This is a genomic window from Pseudomonas jessenii (genome assembly GCF_002236115.1).
Taxonomy (GTDB): Bacteria; Pseudomonadota; Gammaproteobacteria; order Pseudomonadales; family Pseudomonadaceae; genus Aquipseudomonas; species Aquipseudomonas jessenii.
The window spans coordinates 38,443-54,674 of record NZ_NIWT01000003.1; the positions used below are offsets into that span (position 1 = coordinate 38,443).

Annotated in this window: 15 protein-coding genes; 10 read left to right on the forward strand and 5 right to left on the reverse strand. The window is 61.0% G+C overall.

Annotation, left to right across the window (positions count from 1 at the left end):
* The first annotated feature begins 79 nt into the window (after positions 1 to 79).
* Complete coding sequence (locus PSJE_RS09260; RefSeq protein ID WP_057713859.1) at positions 80 to 628, forward strand: RNA polymerase factor sigma-70; 549 nt, start codon at positions 80 to 82, stop codon at positions 626 to 628.
* A 131-nt stretch (positions 629 to 759) separates the two neighbouring features.
* Here PSJE_RS09260 and PSJE_RS09265 read toward each other — a convergent pair whose 3' ends face one another.
* The 3 genes from PSJE_RS09265 to PSJE_RS09275 all read right to left on the reverse strand — a co-directional run bounded on the left by PSJE_RS09265 (position 760) and on the right by PSJE_RS09275 (position 3,388).
* The gene (locus PSJE_RS09265; protein ID WP_090457021.1) at positions 760 to 1,773 is read right to left on the reverse strand and encodes a GNAT family N-acetyltransferase; all 1,014 of its coding nucleotides are present in this window, start codon (positions 1,771 to 1,773) and stop codon (positions 760 to 762) included.
* Between the two features lie 75 nt (positions 1,774 to 1,848).
* The gene (locus PSJE_RS09270; protein WP_090457022.1) at positions 1,849 to 2,667 is read right to left on the reverse strand and encodes a substrate-binding periplasmic protein; all 819 of its coding nucleotides are present in this window, start codon (positions 2,665 to 2,667) and stop codon (positions 1,849 to 1,851) included.
* A 94-nt stretch (positions 2,668 to 2,761) separates the two neighbouring features.
* On the reverse strand, positions 2,762 to 3,388 hold the full coding sequence (locus PSJE_RS09275; protein ID WP_090457024.1) for a TetR/AcrR family transcriptional regulator: 627 nt from the start codon (positions 3,386 to 3,388) through the stop codon (positions 2,762 to 2,764).
* A 178-nt stretch (positions 3,389 to 3,566) separates the two neighbouring features.
* Here PSJE_RS09275 and PSJE_RS09280 point away from each other — a divergent pair, with 178 nt between their 5' ends.
* From PSJE_RS09280 to ppnP, 8 genes are all read left to right on the forward strand, one after another.
* Positions 3,567 to 5,369 (forward strand): acyclic terpene utilization AtuA family protein, encoded by a 1,803-nt coding sequence (locus PSJE_RS09280; RefSeq protein WP_090457026.1) that lies wholly within the window; start codon positions 3,567 to 3,569, stop codon positions 5,367 to 5,369.
* A gap of 12 nt (positions 5,370 to 5,381) precedes the next feature.
* Positions 5,382 to 6,251: an SDR family oxidoreductase gene (locus tag PSJE_RS09285; RefSeq protein WP_057713854.1), complete on the forward strand. Its 870-nt coding sequence runs from the start codon at positions 5,382 to 5,384 to the stop codon at positions 6,249 to 6,251.
* A 3-nt stretch (positions 6,252 to 6,254) separates the two neighbouring features.
* Positions 6,255 to 7,871 carry a geranyl-CoA carboxylase subunit beta gene (atuC, locus tag PSJE_RS09290; RefSeq protein ID WP_057713853.1) on the forward strand — a complete coding sequence of 539 codons (1,617 nt, stop codon included), beginning with the start codon at positions 6,255 to 6,257 and terminating at the stop codon, positions 7,869 to 7,871.
* A 25-nt stretch (positions 7,872 to 7,896) separates the two neighbouring features.
* Positions 7,897 to 9,054, forward strand: coding sequence for a citronellyl-CoA dehydrogenase (gene atuD / locus PSJE_RS09295; RefSeq protein ID WP_057713852.1), 1,158 nt, complete (start codon positions 7,897 to 7,899; stop codon positions 9,052 to 9,054).
* The gene (locus tag PSJE_RS09300) at positions 9,051 to 9,848 is read left to right on the forward strand and encodes an enoyl-CoA hydratase/isomerase family protein (protein WP_090457028.1); all 798 of its coding nucleotides are present in this window, start codon (positions 9,051 to 9,053) and stop codon (positions 9,846 to 9,848) included. Before atuD ends, PSJE_RS09300 begins: the two co-directional genes overlap by 4 nt.
* Before the next feature lie 119 nt (positions 9,849 to 9,967).
* Positions 9,968 to 11,929, forward strand: a complete 1,962-nt coding sequence (locus tag PSJE_RS09305) for an acetyl-CoA carboxylase biotin carboxylase subunit (protein WP_090457030.1) — start codon at positions 9,968 to 9,970, stop codon at positions 11,927 to 11,929.
* Between the two features lie 70 nt (positions 11,930 to 11,999).
* The gene (locus tag PSJE_RS09310) at positions 12,000 to 12,542 is read left to right on the forward strand and encodes a 3'-5' exonuclease (RefSeq protein WP_057713849.1); all 543 of its coding nucleotides are present in this window, start codon (positions 12,000 to 12,002) and stop codon (positions 12,540 to 12,542) included.
* A 69-nt stretch (positions 12,543 to 12,611) separates the two neighbouring features.
* Positions 12,612 to 12,896: a pyrimidine/purine nucleoside phosphorylase gene (gene ppnP, locus PSJE_RS09315; RefSeq protein WP_007940055.1), complete on the forward strand. Its 285-nt coding sequence runs from the start codon at positions 12,612 to 12,614 to the stop codon at positions 12,894 to 12,896.
* A gap of 71 nt (positions 12,897 to 12,967) precedes the next feature.
* On the opposite strand, the gene PSJE_RS09320 is transcribed toward ppnP, so the two are convergent.
* On the reverse strand, positions 12,968 to 13,774 hold the full coding sequence (locus PSJE_RS09320; protein ID WP_090457032.1) for an MOSC domain-containing protein: 807 nt from the start codon (positions 13,772 to 13,774) through the stop codon (positions 12,968 to 12,970).
* Positions 13,775 to 13,968: 194 nt separating this feature from the next.
* Positions 13,969 to 14,904, reverse strand: a complete 936-nt coding sequence (locus PSJE_RS09325; protein WP_007973464.1) for a chemotaxis protein CheV — start codon at positions 14,902 to 14,904, stop codon at positions 13,969 to 13,971.
* A 463-nt stretch (positions 14,905 to 15,367) separates the two neighbouring features.
* Here PSJE_RS09325 and PSJE_RS09330 point away from each other — a divergent pair, with 463 nt between their 5' ends.
* Positions 15,368 to 15,838 carry a hypothetical protein gene (locus PSJE_RS09330; RefSeq protein ID WP_057713847.1) on the forward strand — a complete coding sequence of 157 codons (471 nt, stop codon included), beginning with the start codon at positions 15,368 to 15,370 and terminating at the stop codon, positions 15,836 to 15,838.
* Positions 15,839 to 16,232 lie beyond the last annotated feature (394 nt).

Consider the following 16,232-nt stretch of genomic DNA (forward strand, 5'->3'; position numbering starts at 1 on the left):
AATTTGTCGCTCGATGTGTAGGACGGCCCCCCCGGCTCATTCGCCGTCCCACTAACCTTTTGGCAGCAAGGTGATTTCCATGATGGAACCAGTATCCACAAGCAGGTGCGATACACCGCTACTTCAGGCATTCGTCGACAATCGATTGATTCTGGTGAAGATCGCAGCCCGAATTACCGGTTGCCGCTCACGTGCCGAAGATGTTGTGCAGGATGCATTCTTCCGGCTGCAATCGGCCCCGCCCATCACCAGTTCGATCAAGGCTCAGCTCAGCTACCTGTTCCAGATCGTGCGCAACCTGGCGATCGACCACTACCGCAAACAGGCGCTGGAGCAGAAGTATTCCGGCCCTGAAGAGGAAGGGCTGAATGTGGTGATCCAGGGTGCGTCACCGGAAACGTCGCACATCAATTTCTCGACGCTGGAGCACATCGCCGATGCGTTGACCGAGTTGCCGAGCCGCACCCGCTACGCCTTCGAGATGTACCGCCTGCACGGCGTACCGCAAAAAGACATCGCCAAGGAACTCGGCGTCTCGCCGACCCTGGTGAACTTCATGATCCGTGATGCGCTGGTGCACTGCCGCAAGGTGTCGGGCCAGCGTGGCGATATGGCTGCTCGCCACTAAGTTCTGAAATCTGCATCGCGCCCATCGCGAGCAAGCTCGCTCCCACAGGTTCAGCGCACACAGGAAAATGTAGGAGCGAGCCTGCTCGCGATGGGGCACTCAAGAGCGCCGAAGATATTTAGCCTCAAGCCTCAGGCCAGTGCGCACCGATCAAAAAACCGCTCCCGCCCCAATACCATCAGGGCCGCGCGCTTGTGCGGAAAGTCGAACTCTTTCTCGCAGTGAAAGCGCTGCTCTTGCATGTATCCGATCATCTTCGCGTTATCGGCACGAGGCTCGGCAACCACGCGCTGCGTGCGCGGGTCATCGAGAAACAGATAATGCACCAGCGCCGATAACCAACTCGCCACCTTGTGCGGACCACGGTGATTTTCTTCGCCCACCAGCATGTGAATGCCACGGTCGTAATCGCCGGCCTCGTAGAACGGCGCGATGCGATCTTCCCTGGCCCAGTAGGCTTCGAAATAAGCGAAGGGCTGATCGTCGAAACAACCGATCAGCGTCAGCGTGTGCGGGTCGGCTTCGAGTTTGCTCAGGTATTGGCGATGCTGTTCGAGGCTGCCCTCCTCCTGCCAGAAACTCGCGACACGCGGGCTGTTCTGCCAACGATTGAAGCGCACCAGGTCTTGCTCGATGTCCAGCGTGCGCAGGGAAACCCGGGCACCCAGCCGCGCATCGAAGCGTTGATACACTTCACCACGAGGTTTGACCGGCCGCCGTGGATGACGCTTGCCGTCGGTGATGAGCATTTGCTGCGGGTAGCTGCCGGTCAGGGAATGTCCCAGCCAAGGCTGCGGCAACTGCCAGAACAAGGTGCGCTCGCAGTGATACTGGCCGTTGACGGGAGTCGGAATCAGCAGACCGCTGAACACGGCTTCGTCCGGCACCTCTTGCAGTTGCCAGACCAGGCGCTGACAGTCGGGGTTGCGAGCGAACAGCCAGTAACAGGCCGCCCACAATGCCTGTCCTTCAGGGCGACTGAAACGCTGCTCCAGTTGCACGTGCAACTCGGGGCCACGATTCAGCCGCAGGGCAAGCAACGGTTGCCCTTCCAGGCTGAGGCTCAGGCGGCAATCGGTTTCATCGGCGGCAAGACGACTGCCTGTCGGCAGACACAGGGCAGTCAGGTCATTGAGATTGGGCATGGGTCGGGCTCACGATAATCGTCGACAGTTCAACGAGGTGACGTCAGCCACAGCGGGAAATTTAGGAAAAGACCATCATTTGGCGACTTGTGATGCCGGTTCGTTGTGCGGGACCGGCACAAGCGCAATCTTGTACGGATCGAAAATCTTCAACATCTGGCCGTTGTCCCGCAAGCCTTGCAGCACCTTGGCGAATGCCTCGCCGCTGATGGGAGCCGTCGGGCGCAGGATGGCGTAATGGTGATAGACCTGATCGATGCGCTGGGACGCCAGCAACTCGCCGGCGACTTTTTCATTGCGCAGGAAGTAGTCGCTCAGGTACGAACGCGTGACCAGGGCGATGTCGGCCCGGTCGCGCAATACCATCAGCAGATTGCTGTCATGGGAATAGGTCAGCGTGGCGTTGTAGTTTTTCGCGAGGTACAGGGGGTCGGCATTGAAATTGGCGAACTCGTAGTGATAGCCGCTGAACAGCGCCAGGCGCTTGCCGTTCAGGTCGGCAAAATAGCTTTGCTGTCGATCGGGCAGGCGTTGCGCGACAAAAATTTCGGCGTCCTCCAGCCCCATGTCGACGGCTGTGTGGGGGATCTCTTCCCAACCCCAGGCGGGATTTTCGAAGATGGCCATGTCGACCCGGCCCTGCTTGAAATCACCGAAGCGCCGGGGAATGGAAGTGGGCACCAGGACAAACTGGTAGTCAGTTTGCGATGCGTTCAGGGCCTCGACCAGTTGCGGCAGCAACCCGGTATCGGCCCCGGATTCCGGGCGCACGGTGTAGGGCGGAAAGTGCGCGGCACCGATGCGCACCAGTTGCGCAGCCTGGGACGGCATCATCGTTGACACCGCAAGCATCGTCAGCAAAAGCCGCGAGGCTGACCGAATTGGCGAACCCATCAAAACGTCCCCACTCCCCTAATAAAACGGTACCAATGCATTCAAGCTAGGCGGTTTTGTCCAGTTAGCCAGTTTAATGCTGGCCAACACAAGCTTATTGCCGGTCTTCCAGCACCAGAATCAACGCCTCATCGGCCAACTGATCGAGACTCATGCTGCCACCGGCGCGAAACCAGGTGGTGGTCCAGGACAATGCGCCAGTCAGGAAGCGTCGGGTGATGAACACATCGCCGCGGATAAACCCGGCGGTCTTGGCTTCGCCCAGTACTTGCAGCCAGATGTCTTCGTAGATGTCCCGCAGCGCCAGGACCTTGGCCTGGCCCTCTTCGGACAGCGAGCGCCATTCGTAGACCAGCACCGCCATGGCCTCGCCGCTACCGCCCATGATCGACTGCAATTCACAGCGGATCAGCGCCAGCACCTGCTCGCGCACACTGCCGGCCTCGGCGATGGCCGCACGCATCAACGCGGTGTTGTAGCGTATGGTTTCTTCCATCACGGCGCGCAGGATTTCGTCCTTGCTCTTGAAGTGATGGAAAATGCTCCCGGACTGAATGCCCACGGCGCCGGCCAGGTCGCGCACGGTCGTGCGCTCATAGCCTTTATTGCGGAACAGGTGGGCCGCCACTTGCAGCAATTTGCCACGGGCGCTGTCCGGGTCGGTCAATTGGCCGTCGTCCACCAATTGGCGCATCACCCTCAGGGCTTTTTGCTCGTCCACCCGTTCTCTCCTACAGTCGTTCAATCAATAACGCCGATCCCCCCGAAAACAACGGGGTTGCGCGGGCAATTTAAGCGCATGGATGCAACCAAGCAAGCGCTTGGGCAGAAGATAATCAAGTCATTTACAAACCAAGCGCTTGCTTGGTAATGTCGACGCACTTCGGTTGGAGGTGGCTATGGAATGGACTGCGCCTGAAACAATTCGCATCGGTTGTGCCAGCGCCTTCTGGGGCGATACCTCGACCGCTGCCGCGCAACTGGTGGAACACGGGCATCTGGACTATCTGGTCTTCGATTACCTGGCCGAAATCACCCTGTCGATCATGGCCGGCGCGCGGATGAAAGATCCCCAGGCCGGCTATGCGGGCGACTTCATCGAAGTGCTCGCGCCCTTGCTGGGGCAACTCGCGCAGCAAAACATCCGGGTCATCAGTAATGCCGGCGGGGTCAACCCCCAAGCCTGCGCCGCCGCCCTGCAAGCGGCCTGCGACAAGGCCGGGGTGGCGCTGAAGATCGCCGTGCTGCTGGGTGATGACCTGCAGCCGCAATTCAAAAAGCCGGGCAACCTGGGCATTCATGAAATGTTCAGCGGCGCACCCCTGCCATCGATGTGCGTCTCGACCAACGCCTACCTCGGCGCACCCGGCATTGTCGAAGCCCTGCGCCTGGGGGCGGACATCGTGATCACCGGGCGGGTGGTCGACAGTGCGGTGGTCAGCGCCGCGCTGGTGCATGAGTTCGGTTGGTCGTGGCACGACTATGACAAGCTCGCCCAGGCGGCATTGGCCGGGCACATCATCGAATGCGGCGCCCAGTGCACGGGCGGCAACTTCACCGACTGGCGCGACGTGCCCGACTACGAACACATCGGTTTTCCCATCGTCGAAGTCAGCGCCGACAGCCAGTTCATCGTCAGCAAACCCGAAGGTACGGGCGGGCTGGTCACGCCGCTGACGGTGGGCGAACAGATGCTGTACGAAATCGGTGACCCGCGCGCGTATCTGCTGCCCGACGTGGTGTGCGATTTCACTCAGGTCAAACTGCTGCAACAAGGCAAGAACGCGGTGCAGGTGCACGGCGCCAAAGGCTTGCCGCCGACGGCTCAATACAAAGTCAGCGCCACATACCCCGATGGTTTTCGCTGCACCGCCAGTTGCCTGATCGCCGGCATCGATGCCGTCGCCAAGGCGCGGCGTGTCGGCGATGCGATCATCAACAAGACCTCGGAAATGTTCCGCCAGCGCGGCTGGGCACCGTACAGCGACGTGAGTATCGAGTTGCTGGGCAGCGAGGCCACCTACGGCCCCCACGGCCAGCGTCAGGACAGCCGCGAAGTGGTGATCAAACTCGCGGTACGCCATCCGGACAAGCAGGCTTTGATCGTGTTCTCCCGGGAAATCGCCCAGGCCGCCACCGGCATGGCGCCGGGGCTGACCGGCATTGTCGGTGGCCGGCCGACGGTGTACCCGCTGATCCGGCTGTTCTCGTTCCTGATCGACAAAACCGCCTGCACGCTGGACATTGATTTCATGGGCCAGCGCCACCCGTGTGCCCTGCCCGCCCTCGATGTGCTCGACCCGCTGGACCTGCCAGCCCTGCTCGCGCCACCGAAACCGGATGGCCTGGCCGACGCCAGTGTGGCCCTGGTCAAACTGGCGGTCGCCCGCTCTGGCGACAAGGGCAACCACAGCAATATCGGCGTCATGGCCCGCGAGCCCGAATTCCTGCCATGGATCGCCGAAGCCCTGACCCCGGAAGTGATCGTCGACTGGATGGGCCACGTCCTCGATCCAATCCACGGACGGGTTGAGCGCTGGTACTTGCCTGCCAGCCACAGCCTGAATTTCCTGCTGGAAAACGCCCTCGGCGGCGGCGGTGTCGCCAGCCTGCGAATCGATCCGCAAGGCAAGGCCTTCGCCCAGCAGCTGCTGGAAATCCAGATCCCGGTGCCGCAGCGCATCGCCGACCAGTTCAATTAGAGGATTGCCGCCATGGCCTACGATTCGATTTTCAAAGCCGATTTGTTTGCTGGCCAAAACATCATCGTCACCGGTGGCGGCAGTGGTATCGGCCGCTGTACTGCCCACGAACTGGCGGCCCTCGGCGCCCATGTGCTGCTGGTCGGGCGCAATGCCGACAAGCTGAAAACCGTTGCGGCGGAGATCGCCGACGACGGCGGCAAGGCCGACTGGAGCACCTGTGATATCCGCGAGGAAGAAGCGGTGACGCATCTGGTCAGCGAGCTTATCCGCAAGCACGGTCCGATCCACGGCCTGGTCAACAATGCTGGCGGGCAATACCCCTCGCCCCTGGCCTCGATCAATCAGAAGGGTTTCGAAACCGTGATGCGTACCAATCTGGTGGGCGGCTTCCTGATGGCCCGGGAAGTGTTCAACCAGTCCATGAGCAAGCACGGCGGGGCCATCGTCAACATGCTCGCCGACATGTGGGGCGGCATGCCCGGTATGGGCCACTCCGGCGCGGCACGTTCGGGCATGGACAACCTGACCAAGACCGCCGCGTACGAATGGGGTCATGCCGGGGTGCGGGTCAATGCCGTGGCGCCGGGCTGGATTGCCTCCAGCGGCATGGACACCTACGAAGGCGCCTTCAAGGCCGTGATCCCGACCCTGCGCGAACACGTGCCGCTCAAGCGCATCGGCACCGAATCGGAAGTCAGCGCGGCGATAGTTTTCCTGCTCAGCCCGGCAGCGGCGTTTGTCAGCGGCAGCACCTTGCGCATCGACGGCGCCGCCAGCCTCGGCGGCCGCGCCTGGCCGATCCACAAGGCGACCAACAGCGAGTCGTACAACGGTTTCCACCGCGCCTACATACCAGACGTATTGAAGGACAAGGAATAACCCATGCCGGTGATTCAGTCGCAACTCGACCCCCACAGCGAGTCGTTCGCCCAGAACCGTGCGGCGATGCTGAGCGCCATCGAGCAAGTTCGCGTGCTCGAACAGAACCTGCTGAACAAGGCTGCCGAAGCCAGGCCGAAGTTCGAAAAACGCGGCCAATTGTTGCCTCGCGAGCGCCTCAACCTGCTGCTGGACCCCGGCGCACCGTTTCTCGAACTGGCGAGCCTGGCCGGCTACAAGCTGCACGACGACAAGGATGGCAGCTCCGCCGGTGGCGGCTTGATCGCCGGTATCGGCTACGTGTCCGGCGTGCGCGTGCTGGTGGTGGCGAACAACAGCGCGATCAGGGGCGGGACCATCTCCCCCAGCGGCTTGAAGAAATCCCTGCGCCTGCAACAGATCGCCATGGAAAACAAACTGCCAGTGATCACCCTCGCCGAAAGCGGCGGCGCCAACCTCAATTACGCGGCGGAAATTTTCGTCGAAGGCGCGCGCAGCTTTGCCAATCAGGCGCGGATGTCGGCCATGGGGTTGCCGCAGGTCACCGTGGTGCACGGCTCCGCCACGGCGGGTGGCGCCTATCAGCCGGGGCTGTCGGATTACGTGGTGGTGGTGCGCGGCAAGGCCAAGCTGTTTCTCGCCGGCCCGCCACTGCTCAAAGCCGCGACCGGCGAAGTCGCCACCGATGAAGAATTGGGCGGTGCCGAGATGCACGCACAAACCGCCGGCACCGCCGAATACCTGGCTGAAAACGACGCCGATGGCGTGCGACAAGTACGCGAGATTATCAGCCTGCTGCCGTGGAACGAGCAGTTGCCTCCACTACCCGAACGTCGCTGGGAGGAGCCGCTCTACCCCATCGACGAACTGCTGGGCCTGATCCCGGATGATCCGAAAAAACCCTACGACGCGCGCGAAATCATCGCCCGCCTCGCCGACGCTTCGAACTTTCTTGAATTCAAGGGCGAGTTCGATCAGCAGACCCTGTGCGGTCATCTGAAAATTCAGGGCCGCGCCTGTGGCTTCATCGGCAACAACGGCCCGATCACGCCAAAAGGCGCGAGCAAGGCCGCCCAGTTCATCCAGCTGTGCGACCAGAGCCAGACGCCGCTACTGTTTTTCCACAACACCACCGGGTTCATGGTCGGCACCGAATCGGAACAGCAAGGCGTGATCAAGCACGGAGCGAAGATGATTCAGGCGGTGGCCAACGCCCGGGTGCCGAAGCTGACCATCGTGGTTGGCGGCTCCTACGGCGCGGGCAACTATGCGATGTGCGGTCGCGGTCTCGACCCGCGTTTCATCTTCGCCTGGCCCAACAGCCGTACCGCCGTGATGGGCGGCGCGCAAGCGGGCAAGGTGCTGCGCATCGTCACCGAGGCCAAACAGGCCAAGGACGGCCTGGTGCCCGATCCGAAAATGCTCGACATGCTCGAACAGGTCACCGCGCAGAAACTCGACAGCCAATCCACGGCGCTCTATGGCAGCGCCAACCTCTGGGACGATGGTTTGATCGACCCGCGCGATACCCGGACCTTGCTGGGTTACCTGCTGGATATCTGTCACGAGGCCGAGGTGCGGCCATTGCAAGCCAACAGTTTCGGTGTGGCGCGGTTCTAAGCCGACTATCAGGAGAACAATAAAAATGATCTTCACCCAGGAACACGAAGCACTGCGCCGCACCGTTCGCCAGTTCGTCGAGCACGAGATCAACCCGCATGTCGAGGAATGGGAAAAGGCCGGGCGCTTCCCCATCCACGATATCTTCCGCAAGGCCGGCGACCTCGGATTGCTGGGTATTTCGAAACCGGAAAAATTCGGCGGCATGGGGCTCGACTACAGCTATTCGATCGTCGCCGCCGAAGAGTTCGGCACCATCCATTGCGGTGGCATTCCGATGTCCATCGGCGTGCAGACCGACATGTGCACGCCTGCGCTGGCTCGGTTCGGTTCCGATGAACTGCGCGAGGAGTTCCTGCGCCCGGCCATCAGCGGTGAGCAGGTCGGCTGCATCGGCGTCTCCGAAGTCGGCGCCGGCTCTGACGTTGCCGGGCTTAAAACCACGGCGCGCAAGGACGGCGACGACTACGTGATCAACGGCAGCAAGATGTGGATCACCAACTCGCCGAGCGCCGACTTCATCTGTCTGCTAGCCAACACCTCGGACGACAAACCGCACATCAACAAGTCGCTGATCATGGTGCCGATGAACACACCGGGCATCAGCTTGAGCTCGCACCTGGACAAGCTCGGCATGCGCAGCTCGGAAACCGCCCAGGTGTTTTTCGACAACGTGCGCGTACCGCAGCGCAACCGCATCGGCCATGAAGGCGCGGGGTTCATGATGCAGATGCTGCAGTTCCAGGAGGAACGCCTGTTCGGCGCGGCCAACATGATCAAGGGCCTGGAGTACTGCGTCGACAGCACCATTGAATACTGCAAGGAGCGCAAAACCTTCGGCAACGCGCTGATCGACAATCAGGTGATCCACTTCCGCCTGGCGGAACTGCAAACCGAAATCGAATGCCTGCGGGCGCTGGTCTATCAAGCCACCGAGCAATACATCAAAGGCCAGGACGTCACGCGCCTGGCCTCCATGGCCAAGCTCAAGGCCGGGCGGCTGGGCCGCGAAGTCAGTGACAGTTGCCTGCAATACTGGGGCGGCATGGGCTTCATGTGGGACAACCCGGTGGCCCGGGCTTACCGCGATGTACGGCTGGTGTCGATCGGCGGCGGCGCCGACGAAATCATGCTGGGGATCATCTGCAAACTCATGGGCATTCTGCCGGGGAAAAAGAAATGAACAGCCTGCCGGTTTGCCAGACTTTGCTGCTGGAGCTGCACAACGGCGTGTTGCACATCACCCTCAACCGCCCCGAAAGCCGCAATGCGATGAGCTTGCAAATGGTCGCCGAGTTGCGCTCGGTGCTGGCCGCGGTACGCGATAAACCAGGGGTTCGCGCACTGGTGATCGGCGGCGTCGGCGGGCACTTCTGTGCCGGCGGTGACATCAAGGACATGGCCAACGCCCGCGCTCAAGGCCCAACTGCGCACCGGGATCTGAACCGGGTGTTCGGCACGCTATTGCAAGAAGTGCAACACGCTCCGCAAGTGGTGATTACCGTGCTGCAGGGCGCGGTGCTCGGCGGCGGTCTCGGCCTGGCCTGTGTCAGCGATATCGCCCTGGCCGATCACCAGGCGCAATTCGGCCTGCCGGAAACCAGTCTCGGCCTGTTGCCGGCCCAGATCGTACCGTTCGTGGTGCAACGCATCGGCTTGACCCAGACCCGGCGCCTGGCCCTGACGGCGGCGCGTTTTGATGGCCACCAGGCACGGCGCATGGGCCTGGTGCATTTTGTCGAACATGATCCGCAGGCCCTGGCCGAACGTCTCGATGAGGTGTTGGCCCATGTGTTGTGTTGCGCGCCGGGGGCGAATGCGGCGACCAAGAAACTCTTGCTCGCAAGTGCGGGTCAGCCCTCCGATGCCCTACTGGATCAGGCTGCCGAATGGTTCAGCGAAGCGGTGACCGGAGCCGAAGGCATCGAGGGAACGATGGCCTTCGTGCAAAAACGCAAACCGGGGTGGGCCTCCTGAAAAGCATCGCGAGCAAGCTCGCTCCCACCTTGGATTTATGCCGTTCATAAACCCTGTGGGAGCGAGCTTGCTCGCGATGAGGCCCGACCAGACACCGCTAAAAATCAGAGAGCCTACCCATGCCCGGACTCAAAAAAATCCTCATCGCCAACCGCGGTGAAATCGCCTGCCGCATCCAGCGCACGGCCCAGACGCTGGGCTATCGCACGGTCGCCGTGTTCAGCGACGCTGACGCCGATGCACTGCACGTGCGGATAGCCGACGAGGCGGTCAACATCGGTCCGGCCCCGGTGCAACAGTCTTACCTGAACATCCAGGCCATCCTCGACGCAGCCCGGCGCACGGGCGCGGATGCGATCCATCCGGGCTACGGTTTCCTTTCGGAAAACGCCGGGTTTGCCCTCGCGTGCAGGGACGCTGGCATCACCTTCATCGGCCCCAGCCCCGAGGCCATTGAACTGATGGGCAGCAAGCGCCTGTCGAAAATCGCCATGATCGAAGCCGGTGTGCCGTGCATCAACGGCTATCAAGGCGCCGGGCAGGACGATGCCACCCTGGGCCGTGAAGCCGAGCGCATCGGCTATCCGTTGATGATCAAGGCCAGCGCCGGCGGCGGGGGACGCGGTATGCGCCTGGTGCACGACGCCAGCGACTTGCTGGAGCAGATTCGCACCGCGCGCTCCGAAGCCCTGAACGGTTTTGGCAGCGGTGAACTGATCCTCGAACAGGCACTGGTCGAACCCCGTCACGTCGAGGTCCAGCTGTTCGGTGACCGGCATGGCAACCTGATTTACCTCGGCGAGCGCGATTGTTCAGTGCAGCGCCGGCATCAGAAAGTCATCGAGGAAGCGCCCTGCCCGGTGATGACCGCCGAGCTGCGCCAGGCCATGGGCGAAGCGGCGCTCAAGGCCGGGCGAGCGGTAAAGTACGTCGGCGCGGGCACCGTGGAGTTTTTGCTGGATGCGCGCGGGCAGTTCTACTTCCTGGAGATGAACACCCGGCTGCAAGTGGAGCACCCGGTGACCGAACTGATCACCGGGCTGGATCTGGTGGCCTGGCAGTTGAGCATCGCCGAAGGGCAACCGCTGCCTTTGCGTCAGGAACAGGTGCAACTCACGGGCCACGCCATGGAAGTGCGCCTGTATGCCGAAGACCCGGCCCAGGGTTTCCTGCCGCAAACCGGGCGCGTCGTGGCCTGGGAACCGGCATTGCAGGACGGCGTGCGGATCGACCACGGCCTGATCGAAGGCCAGGTCATCAGCCCTTTCTACGACCCGATGCTCGGCAAGCTCATCGCTCACGGTGCCACCCGCGAAGAAGCCCGTCGCAAATTGTTGCGGGCGGTCCAAGACAGCGTGCTGCTGGGGCTGAAAAGCAATCAACGCCTGCTTGCCAGCCTGCTGGAACATCCGCAGTTCGCCAGCGGTGATTTCAGTACCGGGTTCATCGCGCAGCACTTCACCGATCACGCCTGCCTGCATCCCGAAACCCCTGGCGCGCACCACTTGGCCATCGCCGCCGCCCTGTTCTATCAGGCTGCGGCGCAGGCTCACCTGTCCCCGCTTGGCGGTTGGCGCAACAACGCCAGCGTGCCGCTGCACTATCGCATCGGCCTTGAGGATCAGGACTGGCCGGTAGCGTTGCAGGCGATCCCGGGCGAGCCGTTACGCATTCAGGTCGCCGAGCGCAGCCTCGAACTGAAGATCATCCACAGCGACGGACGCTGGGCCACCCTGGATATCGAAGGCGTTCGCCAACGCCACGCTTATCGCCTGGAGGCCGGGCGTCTTTGGCTGTTCACCCGACCGGGCAGTCTGCAGTTCGTGGATCGCACCCAGGTGCAGGTTACCGGCCAGGCCAGTGTCAGCTCCGGCACCCTCAAGGCACCGATGGACGGGGCGATTGTCGACGTCCTGGTCAACGAAGGCAGCCAGGTGACCAAGGGCCAACTGCTGGTGGTACTGGAGGCGATGAAAATGGAGCACCCATTGAAATCGGGCATCGACGGTGTTCTCAAGCGCTTGCAAGTGAAAGTCGGGGATCAGGTGAAAAACCGGCAGATTCTATTGGAGGTCGAATAAGGCGCTAGGCGGAACCGCCGGGTTTGGCTACGCTCAAAGCTATCAGGATGCGGATACCAGGAACCCTGCAATGCCTCATTGGCTGGTCATTGATCTGGAGGCCACCACCGATGAGGGTGGATGGCCCGTAACAGATATGGAAATCATTGAAATCGGCGCCACTCTGGTGGACCGCAAGGGGCGTGAACTGGACCAGTTCCAGCGCTTCGTCCGCCCTGTTCGGCGGCCGTTGCTGACGCCGTTTTGCCGCGAGCTGACGCACATCACCCAAGCCAACATCGATGCCGCGCAACCGCTGGGCGAAGTCTGGCCGGCGTTCGAACGTTGGCTCGGCCAACACCACACGCGACTTGAGGGCTGGGCCAGTTGGGGCGATTACGATCGCAAGCAACTGCTTCAGGATTGGCAGCAACTGGGACTCGCCAGCATGCTGGCCAACGTACCGCACATGAACCTCAAACAGCGTTTTGCCAAGGCCAGGCGCCTGGAACGTCCGTTGGGATTAAACGGCGCGTTGCAACTGGCCGGCTTGCAGTTCAACGGCCAACAACACCGGGCGCTGGAAGATGCGCGCAATACCGCACGCCTGCTGCCGCTGGTTCTGCCGCTTTAGACAGGTGACGACGCCAAGGGCCTTGTGCATACTGGCCAGCCCTTTTTAGCCCTTTTCGAGGAATCGCCCATGTTTAAAGTCAACGAGTACTTCGACGGCACCGTCAAGTCGATCGCCTTTGGCACCGCAGAAGGTCCAGCGACCATCGGCGTCATGGCTCCGGGCGAGTACGAATTCGGCACCAGCCAGCGTGAAATCATGCACGTGGTCAGCGGCGCATTGACCGTCAAACTGCCCGACAGCAGCGACTGGGAAACCTTCGCCGCCGGCAGCCAGTTCAACGTGCCGGCCAACAGCAAGTTCCAGCTGAAAGTCGCCGTCGACACCGCTTACCTGTGCGAATACCGCGGCTAAAACCCGCAGGCTTCACTGCAATAAAAAATGCCCGTGTTTTTCGACACGGGCATTTTTTATTCTGCGCAAAATTACTCGAGGATCTCCACCGGCATGCCGACTTCGAGTCGTCCGTTGCCGTCGTTGACCAGGTTCTGGCCGAACATTGCACCGTCTGCCTGCGAGCGATACTTCTGCAACGTGGCCAAGGGTTCGCGATCATCGCTGCGCTCCCCGGTTTGCGGGTCAATGGTGGTCAGGATGCAGCGTGAACAGGACTTGACCACGCGGAACTCGACCTCGCCGATACGGATACGCTTCCAGCCGTCCTCGGCGAAGGCTGCACTGCCTTCGATCACCAGATTTGGCCGGAAACGCAGCATCTCCAACGGACGCCCGACCCGTTGCGACAAGTCCTCGAGGGAGGCCTGACCAATCAGCAACAGCGGATAGCCGTCGGCGAACGCCACCTGGTCGTCATCCTTGCCGTAGCCAGCTTCCGTCATCCGCGCCCGATCCAGTGGCACTTGCACCAGGCGTGTCGGTTTGCCGATGAACTGGCTGACCCAGGCCCCTGCTTCATCGCCTGCATCGGGGACGCGCAAGGTATCGCGCCAGATCGTCACGCCACGCAGTTCTGCATCGTTACCGGGCACAGCAATGTCGATCGGCGATTGGCCGGGCGCGCTGAGGGTCAAGCCACCTTCGGCATTCCACAGCGCCGACAACTGGCTCATCTGCGCCACCGCACGCTGGGTCAGGAAACGCCCGCTGGCCTCATCCACCAGCATCCAGCGTCGATCGCCGTCCAGCCCCAGCTTGTCGAGGCCGACTTGCTGCAAGACCTCGCCTTTGCCGGATTTCAACGGATAACGATACAGCGCGCTCAGACGCAACATGGCCAGCTCCCTGGTAGGTAAAAACGCCACCCTATACGAGCTTGGTCAGCGAATCAAAGTGCAAAAACCCTGCAGGAGCGAGCTCGCTCGCGAAAAACCCAAGGACGCCGCCGGGCATCTGGTTTTACGCGTTATCGTTCAAGACCATCGCGAGCGAGCTCGCTCCTACATCCTACAGGTTGACCATGGCCTGATCAGGCCGGTACTTCGTCGAGCATCAAACGCTGGCGCACCACGTCGACGAGTTTGTCCGGCTGGAATTTGGAGAGGAAATTGTCGCAGCCGACCTTCTTCACCATCGAGTCGTTGAAGCTGCCGGACAGCGAGGTGTGCAGCACCACGTACAAGCCGCGCAGGCGCGGGTCGTTACGGATCTCGGTGGTCAGGCGATAGCCATCCATTTCCGGCATTTCCGCATCGGTGAAGACCATCAGCAGTTTTTCGGTCATGTCCACGCCGGTATCAGCCCAGGCCTTGAGCATGTTCAAGGCCTTCAACCCGTCGCTGGCAATATGCATCTTCACGCCCAGCTGTCCCAGGGTATCGCGCAATTGCGCCAGGGCCACGTTCGAGTCATCCACCAGCAGCACCTCACGGCCACGGGCACGTTCCAGCACCGGATCTTCGAGCTTGTCGCGGGAGACTTTGGCGTTGTACGGGACGATTTCGGCCAGAACCTTTTCGACGTCGATGATTTCCACCAGTTGATCATCGACCTTGCTGATGGCCGTCAGGTAGTGCTGGCGGCCGGCGCTGCTCGGGGGCGGCAGGATGGCTTCCCAGTTCATGTTGACGATCCGGTCCACGCCACCGACCAGGAAGGCCTGAACCGAACGGTTGTATTCGGTGACGATAATCGTGCTGCCAGGCCCCGGCACCAGCGGGCGCATGCCAATGGCCTGGGAAAGGTCGATCACCGGCAGGGTCTGGCCACGCAGGTTGACCACGCCGCACACAAAAGGATGCCGCTGCGGCATCAGCGTCAACTTTGGCAGCTGCAGGACTTCCTGTACTTTAAAGACGTTGATCGCGAACAATTGCCGTCCGGCGAGCCGGAACATGAGAATTTCCAGGCGATTCTCACCCACCAGTTGCGTGCGTTGGTCTACCGTGTCGAGAATGCCGGCCATCAATGACTCCAGGTCTTGTTCGGATGAATTCACTCAAGGAAGGTTATCGGCTGTTTTTGCCGAAGCTTGACCCTCTCTAAAATGCCACGCCCGGCCATTGATGTCACATTAACATCATGCTTTACTGGCGCGGTGATTACATCTGCTGCACTTCTGCGCCCCGCGACCATTGTTCGAGCGAAAAGTTCCACTGCGTAAGGGATTCCCCTATCAATAATCAGGCGCAACCTGATATTCGCAATATCCGATAGCCATTAATGTGACGCCATTCTCATTGCATGAACGGAGTCAGGCTTTTGTGTGCGATCGCAAGTCAGTGGCCAACCACCCTCTCGTGTCCCCCAGCCTGTTTCCGGGCCAGCCGCTACTCGTTCATCCGACGACTCGGTAATGCCGGAGTTCCGACCGCCCTCGTCGACACACACGATATCCCCTCATTTGACATGACGTTGTGGAGATAAGTATGCCGAACGACCGTAAAGAGTGGGCCCAGCGTCTCACGGGGTTTCTTGTCGAGGCTGAAACACTCCTGGCTAAAACCGAGGAATGCCTGAGTCATCTGCAGTTGATCAGCAATGACAAGGACGCCATCGACTGTTTGCTCAGCACACTGCTCAAGCTGGCCAACAAGGCTGATGCCCTGGCGTTGGCGGCCGTGTCTGAATTTTCTCTGCATATTCATGGCCTGCTGAACCACGCACAGAACACCATGTGTCTGCACGACGAGGCGCTGAGTGCCCTGAAAGACTGCCTGACCCTGGTTGCCTGGCAACTCGAGCTCATCGACCAGACCACCGGACAGCTCAGTCTCGACGACAGCGAGCAGGTCACCCTGATCGAAGCCTTTGCCTTTCAGGTCGGGCAAAGCCGGTTTCAACCACCTGTCAACTCCAGGCCCTTCACCCTCGTATCCTATTCAGAGCGACAGGCCTGAACTTTCCACACCATGCCGCATGGCGTGTTTTGGTTATCAATACCGCGCTGTAACTTGAGTGCGCACACGTCGCAAATGAATACTTCGTAGCTATAAGCGACACTTTTAAACAACTGGCATTTTGCGACGGCAACAACCCACTTGTTCCATTATGGAAGCATCGTCAAAACGACTGGATTCCTGACTTTTCGGACATACATACGGACGCGACCAACGGTATCTTAGGTGCTACTATGCCGCCTGTTAGTTGACGCCAATTAATGGCAGTGTGATCGCAGCCGAATACAGGTCGCTGCAGTTCGCAGCTGAACTCGTCGGCGCTCCACATAAAAAAACAGGGGCCTGTCAGCCAGCATGACCGGTCAGCCCGCAGCGAACATCCATTGGCTCCATC

Bases quoted from the DNA above. Each gene is read 5' to 3' on its own strand.
- PSJE_RS09260 (WP_057713859.1), top strand. From the start codon at position 80: ATGATGGAACCAGTATCCACAAGCAGGTGCGATACACCGCTACTTCAG.
- PSJE_RS09265 (WP_090457021.1), bottom strand. From the start codon at position 1,773: ATGCCCAATCTCAATGACCTGACTGCCCTGTGTCTGCCGACAGGCAGT.
- PSJE_RS09270 (WP_090457022.1), bottom strand. From the start codon at position 2,667: ATGGGTTCGCCAATTCGGTCAGCCTCGCGGCTTTTGCTGACGATGCTT.
- PSJE_RS09280 (WP_090457026.1), top strand. From the start codon at position 3,567: ATGGAATGGACTGCGCCTGAAACAATTCGCATCGGTTGTGCCAGCGCC.
- PSJE_RS09285 (WP_057713854.1), top strand. From the start codon at position 5,382: ATGGCCTACGATTCGATTTTCAAAGCCGATTTGTTTGCTGGCCAAAAC.
- atuC (WP_057713853.1), top strand. From the start codon at position 6,255: ATGCCGGTGATTCAGTCGCAACTCGACCCCCACAGCGAGTCGTTCGCC.
- atuD (WP_057713852.1), top strand. From the start codon at position 7,897: ATGATCTTCACCCAGGAACACGAAGCACTGCGCCGCACCGTTCGCCAG.
- PSJE_RS09300 (WP_090457028.1), top strand. From the start codon at position 9,051: ATGAACAGCCTGCCGGTTTGCCAGACTTTGCTGCTGGAGCTGCACAAC.
- PSJE_RS09305 (WP_090457030.1), top strand. From the start codon at position 9,968: ATGCCCGGACTCAAAAAAATCCTCATCGCCAACCGCGGTGAAATCGCC.
- PSJE_RS09310 (WP_057713849.1), top strand. From the start codon at position 12,000: ATGCCTCATTGGCTGGTCATTGATCTGGAGGCCACCACCGATGAGGGT.
- ppnP (WP_007940055.1), top strand. From the start codon at position 12,612: ATGTTTAAAGTCAACGAGTACTTCGACGGCACCGTCAAGTCGATCGCC.
- PSJE_RS09320 (WP_090457032.1), bottom strand. From the start codon at position 13,774: ATGTTGCGTCTGAGCGCGCTGTATCGTTATCCGTTGAAATCCGGCAAA.
- PSJE_RS09325 (WP_007973464.1), bottom strand. From the start codon at position 14,904: ATGGCCGGCATTCTCGACACGGTAGACCAACGCACGCAACTGGTGGGT.
- PSJE_RS09330 (WP_057713847.1), top strand. From the start codon at position 15,368: ATGCCGAACGACCGTAAAGAGTGGGCCCAGCGTCTCACGGGGTTTCTT.